The 12,334-nt window shown below is 66.5% G+C and carries 10 protein-coding genes; 1 reads left to right on the top strand and 9 read right to left on the bottom strand.

Features of this window, described 5'->3' with window-relative positions:
* Positions 1 to 269: 269 nt before the first annotated feature.
* From ASE28_RS09125 to ASE28_RS09115, 3 genes are all read right to left on the bottom strand, one after another.
* A complete protein-coding gene (locus ASE28_RS09125) occupies positions 270 to 2,429 on the bottom strand; it encodes a 3-hydroxyacyl-CoA dehydrogenase NAD-binding domain-containing protein (RefSeq protein ID WP_057266333.1) in 2,160 nt (719 codons plus the stop codon).
* 20 nt (positions 2,430 to 2,449) lie between these two features.
* Positions 2,450 to 3,655 (bottom strand): acetyl-CoA C-acetyltransferase, encoded by a 1,206-nt coding sequence (locus tag ASE28_RS09120; protein WP_057266332.1) that lies wholly within the window; start codon positions 3,653 to 3,655, stop codon positions 2,450 to 2,452.
* A 142-nt stretch (positions 3,656 to 3,797) separates the two neighbouring features.
* Positions 3,798 to 4,421: an outer membrane beta-barrel protein gene (locus ASE28_RS09115; protein WP_057266331.1), complete on the bottom strand. Its 624-nt coding sequence runs from the start codon at positions 4,419 to 4,421 to the stop codon at positions 3,798 to 3,800.
* Between the two features lie 263 nt (positions 4,422 to 4,684).
* Here ASE28_RS09115 and ASE28_RS09110 point away from each other — a divergent pair, with 263 nt between their 5' ends.
* A complete protein-coding gene (locus tag ASE28_RS09110) occupies positions 4,685 to 4,990 on the top strand; it encodes a hypothetical protein (RefSeq protein ID WP_057266330.1) in 306 nt (101 codons plus the stop codon).
* Between the two features lie 35 nt (positions 4,991 to 5,025).
* On the opposite strand, the gene ASE28_RS09105 is transcribed toward ASE28_RS09110, so the two are convergent.
* The 6 genes from ASE28_RS09105 to ASE28_RS09080 form a co-directional block, all read right to left on the bottom strand.
* Positions 5,026 to 6,189: an acyl-CoA dehydrogenase family protein gene (locus tag ASE28_RS09105; RefSeq protein WP_057266329.1), complete on the bottom strand. Its 1,164-nt coding sequence runs from the start codon at positions 6,187 to 6,189 to the stop codon at positions 5,026 to 5,028.
* Positions 6,190 to 6,306: 117 nt separating this feature from the next.
* Positions 6,307 to 7,470 carry an ABC transporter substrate-binding protein gene (locus ASE28_RS09100; protein WP_057266328.1) on the bottom strand — a complete coding sequence of 388 codons (1,164 nt, stop codon included), beginning with the start codon at positions 7,468 to 7,470 and terminating at the stop codon, positions 6,307 to 6,309.
* Between the two features lie 82 nt (positions 7,471 to 7,552).
* Positions 7,553 to 9,409 (bottom strand): long-chain fatty acid--CoA ligase, encoded by a 1,857-nt coding sequence (locus ASE28_RS09095; protein WP_057266572.1) that lies wholly within the window; start codon positions 9,407 to 9,409, stop codon positions 7,553 to 7,555.
* Positions 9,410 to 9,414: 5 nt separating this feature from the next.
* Positions 9,415 to 10,233, bottom strand: a complete 819-nt coding sequence (locus ASE28_RS09090) for an ABC transporter ATP-binding protein (RefSeq protein ID WP_057266327.1) — start codon at positions 10,231 to 10,233, stop codon at positions 9,415 to 9,417.
* Complete coding sequence (locus tag ASE28_RS09085; protein ID WP_057200087.1) at positions 10,230 to 11,069, bottom strand: ABC transporter ATP-binding protein; 840 nt, start codon at positions 11,067 to 11,069, stop codon at positions 10,230 to 10,232. Before ASE28_RS09085 ends, ASE28_RS09090 begins: the two co-directional genes overlap by 4 nt.
* Positions 11,070 to 11,256: 187 nt before the next feature.
* Complete coding sequence (locus ASE28_RS09080; RefSeq protein WP_057266326.1) at positions 11,257 to 12,333, bottom strand: branched-chain amino acid ABC transporter permease; 1,077 nt, start codon at positions 12,331 to 12,333, stop codon at positions 11,257 to 11,259.
* Position 12,334: the final 1 nt, after the last annotated feature.

The raw sequence follows: 12,334 nt of genomic DNA, 5'->3' as shown, positions 1-12,334 counted from the left end.
TGCGTGTGCCGAAGGACACACGCACTTCGTGATCTGGCTTGCCGCAGCTGTTTGAACGGAGTTTGGCCACAGGCCAAACGCAGTGAGTTCTGCGGCACCACCCCAGGACCGAGCATCGCAGGTTGCCCGCAGCGAAGCGGAGGGACGCAGACTGCGGGGCGCTCNACTTTCTTTTTGCGCAAAAAGAAAGTAGGTGCGCCGCCGGGCGCACATCCCGGCCTCCGCCCTTTAATCAAGAAAATCGTTCAGCAAGGCTCCGGCTTCAACACTCAATACCGAGGCTGAAACCGCTCAATGGCCGAGCGCGCCGCCGCATCCAGAGTAAACCCAGTCCCGAACCGCCGCGCCAACTCATCTGCCCGCGCCAGGAATGCTTCGACCCCTGTCCCATAGATGAACTGCATCGCCCCCCCAGTCCACGCCGGAAACCCGATCCCAAAGATCGACCCGATGTTCGCATCGTGCACGCTGGTGAGCACCCCCTCCGCCAGACACCGCGCCGTCTCCACCGCCTGCCGGTACAGCAACCGATCCTGAATCTCCTGCACGCCCAAGGTCTCGGAACCAGCAACGCCTTCAAACAGCGAACGCAGTTGAGGCCACAACTGCTTGCGACCGCCCGCAGGGTAGTCATAGAACCCGCCCCCACCCGCACGGCCAGGACGCTTGAGCTCCTTGACCATGCGCTCCACCAGCAACTCCCCGGCCGTGGCCTGGTAGCTGCGGCCTTCCGTTGCGTAGTCCGCGCGCGTCTGGTCGAGCACATGCACGCTCAAGGTCAGTGCCGTCTCGTCCAGCACGGCCAGCGGCCCCACCGGCATGCCGGCCTGCATCGCCGCGTTCTCGATCAGCGCGGCGGGCACACCCTCGCCGAGCAGGGCGGCGCCCTCCATCACGTAGGTGCCAAAGGTGCGGCTGGTATAGAAGCCGCGCGAATCGTTGACCACGATGGGCACCTTGCCCAGGGCCTGCACGTAGTCGAACGCACGCGCCACGGTCTCGTCGTCGGTTTCCTTGCCGCGGATGATCTCCACCAGCTTCATCTTGTCCACGGGGCTGAAGAAGTGGATGCCGACGAACTTTTCGGGCCGGCGGCTGGCCTGGGCCAGGCCGCTGATGGGCAGGGTGGACGTGTTGCTGGCGAAGAAGCCGCCTTCGGCCAGATGAGGCTCTGCTTCGCGCGTCACGTTCGCCTTGAGTTCGCGGTTCTCGAACACGGCCTCGATCACCAGGTCGCAGCCCGCCAGGTCGGCCGCGCTGGCTGTCGGTACGATCTTCTCCAGAAGGGCTTGCTGTGCCGCAGCCTCCATGCGCCCCTTGTCCACGCGCGCCTGCGAGAGTTTGGCGCTGTAGGCCTTGCCGGCATCGGCTTTTTCCTGCGTGACATCCTTGAGCACGGTGGTGATGCCCCGGCTGGCCTGGGCCCACGCGATGCCGGCGCCCATCATGCCGGCGCCCAGGATGCCGACCTTCTGCGGCTTGTAGCGCGGGGATTGGCCGGGGCGCGACTGGCCGCTCTTGATCGCGTTCATGTCGAAGAAGAACGTGTTGATCATGTTGCGCGCCACGGGTCCGGTCATCAGGCGTGCGAGGTAGCGGCTTTCGATGCGCAGCGCGGTGTCGTAGTCGACGATGGCGCCTTCGACCATGGTGGCCAGGATGGCCTCGGGCGCCGGGTAGCGCCCGCGCGTGGTCTTTTTGAGCATGGCGGGCGCCACGCTCAGCGCCGCAGCCACCTTGGGGTTGGCGGGCGTGCCGCCGGGCATCCTGTGGTTCTTGTCGTCCCAAGGCTGCACAGAATGCGGGTGCGTGGCGATGCGTGCCAGCGCGGCAGGCCGCAATTGCTCGGGCGTGGCCACCAGTTCGTGCACCAGCTGCAGCTCCAGCGCCTCGCGCGGGTTGAAGAGTTTGCCTTCGAGCAGATAGGGCTGCGCACCCATCAGGCCAAGCAGGCGCGTCATCTTGGTGATACCGGTGGCGCCAGGCATCAGCCCCAGGGTCACTTCGGGCAAGCCGAACTGGATGCGCGGGTTGTCCACGGCGATGCGGTAGTGGCCCACCAGCGCCACCTCCCAGCCACCGCCCAGGGCCGCACCGTTGAGGCAGCTGACCACCGGGATGCCCAGGGTCTCCAGCGTGCGAAAGTGCTGCTTCATGCGCTCGATCTCGCCAAAGGCCGTGGGCGCATCGGCCGGCGTGAGCCGCATCGTGGCCTTGAGGTCGGCGCCCGCGAAGAAGCTGGTCTTGGCCGATGCCAGCACCACGCCCTTGAGCTGGGCGCGGTCGGCAACCACGCGGGCCGTGGCCTCGCCCAGGTCGGCCTGCCACTGGCGGCACATGGTGTTGACGCTGGAGTCCGGTTCGTCGAAGGTGATGAGGGCCACCTTGCCGTCTGCGGCGTCGAGGAGTTCGTAGCGGATGGTCTGCATGGTGTTCCCTGTCGTCGTCATCACACGCGCTCCACGATGGTGGCGATGCCCATGCCGCCGCCCACGCACAGGGTGGCCAGGCCATAGCGCAGTTGCCTGCGGTGCAGCTCGTCGATCAGCGTGCCCAGGATCATGGCGCCCGTGGCGCCCAGCGGGTGCCCCATGGCGATGGCGCCGCCGTTGACGTTGACCTTCTCGCGCGGCACACCCAGTTCGCGCATGAAGCGCATGGGCACGGCCGCAAAGGCCTCGTTGACCTCGAACAGGTCGATCTGGTCGATGGTCATGCCGGCGCGGGCCAGCGCCTTGCGAGCGGCCGGCATGGGGCCGGTGAGCATGATGGTCGGGTCGGCGCCGCTGAGCGCCGTGGCCACGATGCGCGCGCGGGGTGTGAGGCCATGGGCTGCTGCGGCGGCCTCGTTGCCGATCAGCACCGCCGCCGCGCCATCGACGATGCCCGAGGCATTGCCTGCATGGTGCACATGGTGGATGCGCTCCACCTCGGGGTAGCGCTGCAGCGCCACGGCGTCGAAGCCCATGCCGCCCAGTTGCTCGAACGAGGGCTTCAGCGCGGCCAGGCCTTCGAGTGTGGTCTGCGGCTTGATGAACTCGTCCTCTTCCAGGATGGGCAGGCCCAGGAAGTCCTGGACGGGCACCACGGATTGCTTGAAGTACCCTGCCGCACGGGCGGCGGCGGCGCGGCGCTGGGATTCGACGGCATAGGCATCCACGTCGCAGCGCGTGAAGCCGTCGAGCGTGGCGATCAGGTCCGCACCGATGCCCTGGGGCACGAACAGGGTGGCCGAGTTGGTGTCCGGGTCCTGCGCCCAGGCGCCGCCGTCCGAGCCAATGGGCACGCGGCTCATGCTCTCCACGCCGCCGGCCACCACCAGGTCTTCCCAGCCCGAGCGCACCTTCTGCGCAGCCAGGTTCACGGCCTCCAGGCCCGACGCACAAAAGCGGTTGACCTGCAGCCCCGAGGCGCGGAAGTCCCAACCCGCCTTGAGTGCCGCCACCTTGGGCAAAACCGAGCCTTGTTCGCCCACGGGTGAAACGATGCCCATCACGATGTCGTCCACCGCAGCGGTATCGAAGCGGTGGCGGCGGTGCAGCTCGGCCAGCAGGCCGGTGAGCAGGCTGATGGGCTTGACCTCGTGCAGGCTTCCGTCCTTCTTGCCCTTGCCCCGCGGCGTGCGGATGGCATCGAACACATAGGCTTGTGTCATGGCGTGTCTCCAGTTGTCGCCGCAGTATAGGGCGGGACAGCTTTATGCAGATCACCCGCTTTGTATAAATGGTGACAGCTGGAGAACGCAGGGGGACGACAGCCGCTGCAGGGGCGGAGCGCGGCGCCCGGTGTGCCGGGGGTCAGAACTTGTAGCGCACGCCCACGGTGGCCATGTCGGCGGGGGCGGTGTCGTCCGAGAAGCGCAGGCGATGGCGCTCCCATTCCAGCACGGCGGCAATGTTCGGTGTGAAGCCCCAACTGGCGCCGATGCCGTAGGACAGGCCCATGCCGCTGTTCTTGCCGGCGCGCAGGCCGTACACGGGCTGCGCGGAGGTGGAGGTCCGGCTGTAGGTGGTGCCGGCCTTGGCGAACAGCTCCAGGCGCTCGCCGATCGGTGCGCGCCCCACCAGGCTCAGGTTGATGCCCTGGGCCTTGGTACGGCCGTCCAGCCGGTAGGCGCGGCCGAAATCGAGATAGCTGACCTCGACCCCGACATTGCGGTGGAAGTACCCGCCGGCGCTGAGCTTCCAGGCCGTGTCGGTGTCATCGTAGGCCAGGCCTGCGGGCCCCGTCGCCAGGTCGTATTGGGAACGCCCGCCCGACAGGCCGATATAGCCGGACTGGGTGAAGGGCAGCACCGAGCGCGAGGACATGGACGCATCGGCTGGCGCCTGCGCGCGGGCCATGCCGCACACCACGCCGAAGAGGGCGCCGCTGATGGCGGCAATGAGCCAGGGGGAAGTGCTGCGCCGTACATGTCTCATGGAAGTCTCCTGAAAAGAGGACACCGTTCTCGGCGCCCGCACGCGCAGGGCGCCTCACCTCCCAATTTAAGCGGCCCATCTGTAACAGCGCGTGGGATTTGGTAAGCGGAGTTTGTAGGAATCGGCCTGCAGGGAACTGCGCTGCCAACGCGCTATCCTGTTGTCTTCCGGGCCGGGCCTGCAGGGGACGCGCTGCCGACATTGCCGGATCGTGCCGTACCCTGTGGACACTGGCTGCTTTCTGATCCTCGACAATCCAGAACATGGCAAAAACCCTTTCCGAATCCCTGCAACTCCTGGCGCGCGACGCCATCGAGTACGACGACGCGCGCTCGGGCTTTTTCCTGGAGCACCATCTGGCGCTGGCCGCAGGCGCAGGGCTGGCCGTGTCGGCATTCATGGCCCCCAGCCGCAGTGCAGCAGCCGCCCGCGGGATTGCTGCGGGGCTCTTGCTGGTGCGTGGTCTCAGCGGCCGCGATGGAGTGCGCGATTGGCTGCAGGTGCGCGGAACCGCACCGGCCCCGCGCAAGCTCAGCCCCGAAGAGATCCGCGAGACCTGGCTGCTCTAGGACAGCAAGCAGGCCTCTGATGTCGAGGGGCGCGGCTACTTGCCCAGCCCCATCGCGCGGGTGATCACTTCTTTCATGATCTCGTTGGTGCCGCCGTAGATGCGCTGCACGCGGGCGTCGGCATAGGCCCGGGTGATGGGGTACTCCCACATGTAGCCATAGCCCCCGTGCAGCTGCAGGCATTCGTCCATCACCTTGCACTGCAGGTCGGTGGTCCAGTACTTGGCCATGCTGGCCGTGGCGGTGTCGAGCTGGCTGGCCCCGATGAGTTCGCAGCACTTGTCCACGAACACGCGCGCCACCTGCACCTCGGTCTGCAGTTCGGCCAGGGTGTAGCGGGTGTTCTGGTAGCTGGCCACGGGCTGGCCGAAGACCTTGCGCTGCTTGACGTAGTCCACCGTCCAGTCGATGGCCGCCTGGGAAGCGGCCACGGCGGTGATGGCGATCTGCAGGCGCTCCCAGGGCAGTTGCTCCATCAGGCAGATGAAGCCGCGCCCCTCCATGGCCGGGCCACCCAGCAGGTTGTCGGCCGGCACCTTCACGTCGGTGAAGAACAGCTCGGAGGTGTCCTGCGCCTTCATGCCCAGCTTTTTCAGGCGCTGCCCTTTCTCGAACCCCGGCATGCCGCGCTCTACCAGGAACAGGCTGGTGCCCTTGGCGCCGGCCGCCGGGTCGGTCTTGGCGACCACGATCACCAGGTCTGCATGCCAGCCATTGGTGATGAAGGTCTTGCTGCCGTTGAGCACATAGTGCGAGCCGTCCGCGCTCTTGACGGCCGTGGCCTTGATGCCCTGCAGGTCACTGCCGGCGGCCGGCTCGCTCATGGCGATGGCGCCCACCATGGCACCGCTGGCCAGCTGCGGCAGGTAGCGGCGCTTTTGTTCCTCGGTGCCGTAGTGCAGGAGGTAGGGCGCCACGATCTCGCTGTGCAGCCCGAAGCCGATGCCGGTGAAGCCCGCGCGTGCAATGGCCTCCATCTGCGCCACCGAGTAGAGCTTGTCGGCGCCCGCGCCGCCGTATTCTTCGGGCAGGGCCATGCACAGAAAGCCGTTCTCACCGGCCTTGGTCCACACGGCGCGGTCCACATAGCCCTGTTCCTCCCAGGCGGCGTGGTGCGGCGCGACCTCCTTGTCGAGAAAGCGCGCAAAGCTCTCGGCAAAGGCCTGGTGGTCGGCGTTGAAAAGGGTGCGTTCTATCATGGTGCGTGTCTCCAGAGTAATTTTGCAAAGCAGGTGCTTTTCAAAATTCTGCCATGGGTTCGCGGCAACAAAAAGGCCGTCCACGCGGGACGGCCTGGCAGGTGGTCGTGGGCGTGCCTACTTGACGTAGTCCGACACCACCTTCCACTTGCCGTCCTGGATCTGCGACAGGCGCGAGAGGTCGCTGCCCAGGCGCTTCTGCGGTCCGTAGGTCGCCTCGGCGCTGCCGAACATGTCGGGCGGGATCACCATGGTGTCCATGGCCTTGATGAAGCTCTCGGTGGTCAGCGAGGTGCCGGCCTTTTGCGCCGCGCGGATGAAGGCATCGATGGCGCCGTAGCCGTAGACCGAGAACACCGTCGGGTCTTCATTGAACTTGGTCTTGTACTTGGTGGCCCAGAAGCGGATCGGCTGCGAGGCCTCGTCCAGGTAGGGGTGCTGCACCGTCATGGTGGCGTACAGGCCGTCCATGGGCTTGCCGCCCAGCTTGTGGATCAGGTCGGTGTAGGCCGCGCTCGAACCCAGGAAGGTGGGGTTGAAGCCGGTCTTGCGCGCCTCGCCGATGGTGCCGATGGTCTCGCGGATGATGGTGCCCAGGACCACGAAGTCGCACTCCGCCGCCTTCATCTTCGCCACCTGGGACGAGAAGTCGGTGGCGCCGCGCTTGTACGAGGTCTTCTCGGCGAAGTCGGTGCCCATGGCCTTAAGGGCCGCTTCGCCGCCGCGCATCACCTCCAGCCCGAACTCGTCGTCCTGGTAGATGGTGCAGATCTTCTTGGCGCCCTTTTCCTTGATGAGCTTGGGTGCTGCCAGGCGGATCTGGTCGTAGTAGGTCGCGGCGAACGAGTACTTGAGCTTGTGGAAGGGCTCGTACATCTCGCGCGCGGCCGTCACCGGGAAGAAGTTGATCACGTTCTTGCTGAACTGCACCGGCATGGCCGCCAGGTTCTGCGCCGTACCGATGTGCGCCACCATCATGAAGATCTTGTCCTGGTTGACGAGCTTCTGCGCCGCCAGCACCGCCTTCTTGGGGTCATAGCCCGAGTCCTCCACCTTGAGGTCAAGCTTGCGGCCGTTGACGCCGCCTTGCTCGTTGGCCTCGTCCACGCGCAGCATCATCCCCAGGCGCACCTGCTTGCCAAAGCCCGCTAGCGGCCCCGACAGATCCTGGATGGAGCCCAGCGTGATGGTGTCCTTGGCCACGCCCTGCGTGGCCTGGGCCTGCGCGGCGCCGCCGGACATGGCCACGATGGCCAGCGCGGCAATGGTATGAAGTTTCATGGCACGTCTCCTTGGATGGATCGGATTCGTCGTTATAGAACGATGCCCAGGGTGGGGCACCAGCACTTTCCCTATGGGAAGTTCACCGGTACATGGCTTCTATGCGCTCTGCGTACTTCTGCTGCACCAGCTTGCGCTTGAGCTTCATGGTGGGGGTCAGTTCCTCGTCCTCGGCCGAGAGCTGCGTGTCGAGCAGGAAGAACTTCTTGATCTGCTCCACGCGTGCGAAGCGGGTGTTAACCCGGTCCACCTCGGCCTGTATCAGGGCCTGCACCTCGGGGGCGCGCGTGAGGCTGGCGTAGTTGGAGAACGGCACGTCGTGGTCCTGCGCGTACTTCTCCACGTTCTCCTGGTCGATCATGATGATCACCGTGAGGTAGGGGCGGGCATCGCCGATCACCACTGCGTCCGTCACATAGGGGCTGAACTTGAGCTCGTTCTCCAGCTCGCTCGGGGTGATGTTCTTGCCCCCGGCGGTGATGATGATGTCCTTCATGCGGTCGGTGATACGCAGGTAGCCATCGGCGTCGATCACCCCCACGTCGCCGGTGTGCAGCCAGCCGTCGGCATCGATGGTCTCGGCCGTCTTCTCGGGCTGGTTCAGGTAGCCCTTGAACACGTTCGGGCCGCGCACCTGGATCTCGCCGGTAGTCGGATCCACGCGCACCTCGTTGTAGCTGGCGGCCGGGCCGATGGAGCCGGGCTTGATGCGGCTGGCCGGCACGCCGGTGGCGGCGCCGCAGGTCTCGGTCATGCCCCACACCTCCAGCATAGGCACGCCCAGCGCCAGGTACCACTTCACGAGCTCGGGCGAGATGGGCGCGGCCCCCGTGACCAGGAAGCGCGCGCGGTGGATGCCGATGAGCTTGCGCACGTTGTTGAGCGCCAGCCAGCGTGCCAGCTGGAACTGCAGCTTCTGTACCGCCCCCACGGGCTGCCCGGCCAGCACCTGGTCGGCAATGCGCGTGCCCACGCCGATGGACCAGGCGTAGGCCGCCTGCTGCAGCGCGGTGGATTCCTTCAGCGCGATCATCACGCCGGAATAGAACTTCTCCCACACGCGCGGCACGGCGGTGAACACCGTGGGGGCGATCTCGCGCACGTTATCGGGCACGGTGTCGGGGTTTTCCACGAAGTTCAGGCGCGAGCCGGTGTACAGCGAGAAGTATTCGCCCCCCATGCGTTCGGCGATGTGGCACAGCGGCAGGAAGCACATGGCCTCGTCCTCCTCGGTGCGCGAGATCAGCGTGTTGTAGCCGCGCACGGTGTAGGTGAGTGCGCCATGGGTGTGCATGGCGCCCTTGGGCTTGCCGGTGGTGCCCGAGGTGTAAACCAGAATGGCCACGTCCTCGGGCCGGCAGGCCTGCACACGGCGCTCCAGCTCGCCTGCATGCCCCTGGCTCCACTCGCGGCCCAGCGCGCGCAAGGCCTGCAGGCTGATGATGCCGGGGTCTTCCAGGCTGCGCAGGCCCTCCATGTCGAAGACCACGATCTTGCGCAGCAAGGGCAGGGCGCCACGCACCTCCAGCGCCTTGTCCAGCTGTTCATCGTCTTCCACAAAGAGCACGCTGGTGCGCGAGTCTTCGCTCAGGTAGTGCACCTGACTGGCCGCGTCGGTGGGGTAGATGCCGTTGGAGACGCCGCCGCAGCTGAGCACGGCCAGGTCCGCCAGCACCCACTCGATGTTGGTGTTGGACAGGATGGAGGCGCATTCGCCTGGCGCGAACCCCAGCGCCATCAGGCCACCCGCGATCTCGCGCACGGCATCGGCGGTCTGGTTCCAGGTCCAGCTCTTCCAGATGCCGAGCTGCTTCTGGCGCATCCACACGCGCGGGCCGCGCTGGGCCACGCCGTTCCAGAACATCGCGGCAATGGTGTCGCCCGCGAGCACGTCGGTGCCGGCCGGCTGGATGTGGGAGAGGTCCCATAGGTTGGACATGCCGGTCACCTCCAGTTCTTCTTCTTCTTCCAGCGCCGTTCGCCGCGCACGCCGGCGTCCTTCATGCCCAGGTAGAACTCCTTGATGTCGTCCTTTTCGCGCAGGCGCTCGCAGCTGTCTTCCATCACGATGCGGCCGTTCTCCAGCACGTAGCCGTAGTCGGAGGCATTGAGCGCCATGTTGGCGTTCTGCTCCACCAGCAGGATGGTGGTGCCGCGCTCGCGGTTGATGCGCACCACGATCTCGAAGATCTCCTTGGTGAGCTTGGGCGACAGGCCCAGGCTGGGCTCGTCGAGCAGGATCAGTTCGGGGGCGGCCATGAGGGCGCGCGAGATCGCCAGCATCTGCTGCTGGCCACCCGAAAGCAGGCCCGCGTCCTGCCCGGCGCGCTCCCGGAGGATGGGGAAGTAGCCGTACACCAGCTCCAGGTCGCGTGCCACGGCGTCGGCATCGCTGCGCGTGTAGGCGCCCATGAGCAGGTTGTCGCGCACTGACAGAAGGGCGAATACCTCGCGTCCCTCGGGCACATGCACCAGCCCCCGGCGCACGATGGCAGCCGGGTCGGCTGCGGTGATGTGGGCGCCCTGGAATTCGATGGACCCCCGGCGCGGGTCGATGATGCCCGAGATGGTCTTGAGGATGGTGGTCTTGCCCGCGCCGTTGCTGCCCAGCACGGCCGCGATCTCGCCGCGCTGCACCTGCAGGCTCACGCCGCGGATGGCCTTGATGGGGCCGTAGGCGCTCTCCACGTTCTGCAGGCGCAGCAGCGGCATGCCCTCGGCAGCGCTGGCGCCGGATGGTCCGGGAAATGGAATGACGGTCATCGTGCCATCCTTGCCGGTGCGCTGCCCGCCGGGCGGCGCAGGTTGCTCACGTCGTCGATGGTGCCCAGGTAGGCCTCGATCACGCCGGGGTGCGACTGCACCTCGCGCGGCGTGCCCATGGCCACCACCTCGCCCTGGTTCATGGCCAGCACGCGGTCAGACACCTTGGACACCAACGACATGTCGTGCTCCACCATCAGCACGGTGATCCCCAGCTCGTGCTGGATGTCCTGGATCCAGAAGGCCATGTCATCCGTCTCCTCCACGTTCAGGCCCGAGGAGGGCTCGTCCAGCAGCAGCAGGCGCGGCTCGGTGCACAGCGCCCGGGCCAGTTCCACCACCTTGCGCACGCCGTAGGGCAGGCCGGCCACCAGGGTGTCGCGGTAGTGCTGCAGGTCCAGGAAGTCGATGATCTCCTCGGCCTTCTCGCGCGCACGCACCTCGGCGTCGCGCACGCGGCGGGTGAACAGCAGGTCGGCCCACAGGCCCGTCTCGCGGCGCGTGTGGCGGCCGATCAACAGGTTGTGCAGCACGCTGGCATGCTCGAACAGCTCGATGTTCTGGAAAGTGCGCGCAATCCCCAGGCCCGCCACCTTGTGCGGCGGCTGGTCGGTCAGCGACAGCATGCCGTCCGGGCCGGCGTAGTGGATGGTGCCGGTGGTGGGCGTGTAGATGCGGCTGATGAGGTTGAACACCGTGGTCTTGCCCGCGCCGTTGGGGCCGATCAGGGTGAACACCTCGCCGCGGCGCACCTCGAAGCCCACGTTGTTCACGGCCAGCACGCCGCCAAAGCGCACGCTGAGGTTCTGCGCGCTGAGCAGGATGTCGTCGGTCATGGGTAAAGCAACGTGGGTCATTTCCGTTGTCCATTGCGCTGAACGCCATTCGCAGCCGTTGAAACCGGCGCGCCCGAGGCCAGTGCCCCCGCGCAAGGGCCGCCCCGCCGCGCTGGGGGCGTCCCCCTCCCGTGTTGCGCAGCAATGCGAGAGAGGGGTGAAGGCGCGAAGCGACTCAGGGGGTGCTTCATCTCAGCCTATCGGACTTCTGGAAGGACTTCTGCCGCTTGAACAAGCCCTTGCGGTAGAACGGAAACAGCTGCAGCCAGGTGCGCACCTTGAGCCAGCGGCCATACAGGCCCATGGGCTCGAACAGCACGAAGAGGATCAGCACGGCGCCGTAGACCACGGCCTGCAGGCCGGGCGCCTGGCCGATGCTGGCCGGCAGCCAGTCCTTGCCCAGCGAGATCAGCTGCGGCATGGAGATCAGGAAGATCGCGCCCAGGAAGGCCCCATGCACCGAGCCCAGCCCGCCGATCACGATCATCAGCAACAGGTCGATGGACTGCAAAATGTTGAACTGGTCGGGCGAGATGAACTGCAGCTTGTGCGCATACAACGCCCCGCCGATGCCGGCCAGCGCAGCCGACAGCGAGAACGACAGCGTCTTGTAGCGCGCCAGGTGGATGCCCATGCTCTGCGCCGAGATCTCCGAATCGCGGATGGCCACGAAGGCCCGGCCCGTGGGCGAGCGCAGCAGGTTCAGGATCGCCAGGGTGCTGACCACGGCAATCACCAGGCACAGGAAATAGAACGACTCGGTGGACTCGAACTTGAAGCCCCAGATCTCGGGTGGCACCAGGTGCTTGCCTGAGTTGCCGCCCGTGACCGACTCCCAGCGCGCAAACACTTCCTCGACGATGAAGCCGAACGACAGCGTGGCCATGCCCAGGTAGATGCCCTTCACGCGCAGCGCCGGCAGCCCCACCACCACGCCCACTGCGGCCGACAGCCCGGCCGCGCAGGCCAGCGACAGCGCAAACGGCCAGCCCATGCCCGTGAGCACCGCCTGCGTGTACGCCCCCACGCCGAGGAAGGCCGCATGCCCGAGCGAGAACAGCCCCGTGAAACCGGCCAGCAGCATCAGCCCCAGGCCGACGATGGCGTAGATGAGCACGAAGGTCAGCTGCGCCAGCCAGTACTCGGGTGCCACCCAGGGCGCCACCACCAGGGCCAGGCCCAGCAACCCGTACCAGAACAGGTGCCCGCCATGCTTGGCCAGGCGCAGGTCCTGCTCGTAGGAAGTCTTGAAAAGAAAGCGCATG

Source organism: Acidovorax sp. Root219 (assembly GCF_001428665.1).
GTDB lineage: Bacteria > Pseudomonadota > Gammaproteobacteria > Burkholderiales > Burkholderiaceae_C > Acidovorax.
The sequence above is the reverse complement of the archived record's forward strand: the minus strand, read 5'-3'. Positions and strand labels throughout refer to the sequence as shown.

What these genes read in the sequence shown, in the direction of transcription:
- ASE28_RS09105 (WP_057266329.1), bottom strand. Translation starts at nt 6,189, where the DNA reads ATGATAGAACGCACCCTTTTCAACGCCGACCACCAGGCCTTTGCCGAG.
- ASE28_RS09100 (WP_057266328.1), bottom strand. Translation starts at nt 7,470, where the DNA reads ATGAAACTTCATACCATTGCCGCGCTGGCCATCGTGGCCATGTCCGGC.
- ASE28_RS09090 (WP_057266327.1), bottom strand. Translation starts at nt 10,233, where the DNA reads ATGACCGTCATTCCATTTCCCGGACCATCCGGCGCCAGCGCTGCCGAG.
- ASE28_RS09120 (WP_057266332.1), bottom strand. Translation starts at nt 3,655, where the DNA reads ATGACACAAGCCTATGTGTTCGATGCCATCCGCACGCCGCGGGGCAAG.
- ASE28_RS09115 (WP_057266331.1), bottom strand. Translation starts at nt 4,421, where the DNA reads ATGAGACATGTACGGCGCAGCACTTCCCCCTGGCTCATTGCCGCCATC.
- ASE28_RS09085 (WP_057200087.1), bottom strand. Translation starts at nt 11,069, where the DNA reads ATGACCGACGACATCCTGCTCAGCGCGCAGAACCTCAGCGTGCGCTTT.
- ASE28_RS09110 (WP_057266330.1), top strand. Translation starts at nt 4,685, where the DNA reads ATGGCAAAAACCCTTTCCGAATCCCTGCAACTCCTGGCGCGCGACGCC.
- ASE28_RS09080 (WP_057266326.1), bottom strand. Translation starts at nt 12,333, where the DNA reads ATGCGCTTTCTTTTCAAGACTTCCTACGAGCAGGACCTGCGCCTGGCC.
- ASE28_RS09125 (WP_057266333.1), bottom strand. Translation starts at nt 2,429, where the DNA reads ATGCAGACCATCCGCTACGAACTCCTCGACGCCGCAGACGGCAAGGTG.
- ASE28_RS09095 (WP_057266572.1), bottom strand. Translation starts at nt 9,409, where the DNA reads ATGTCCAACCTATGGGACCTCTCCCACATCCAGCCGGCCGGCACCGAC.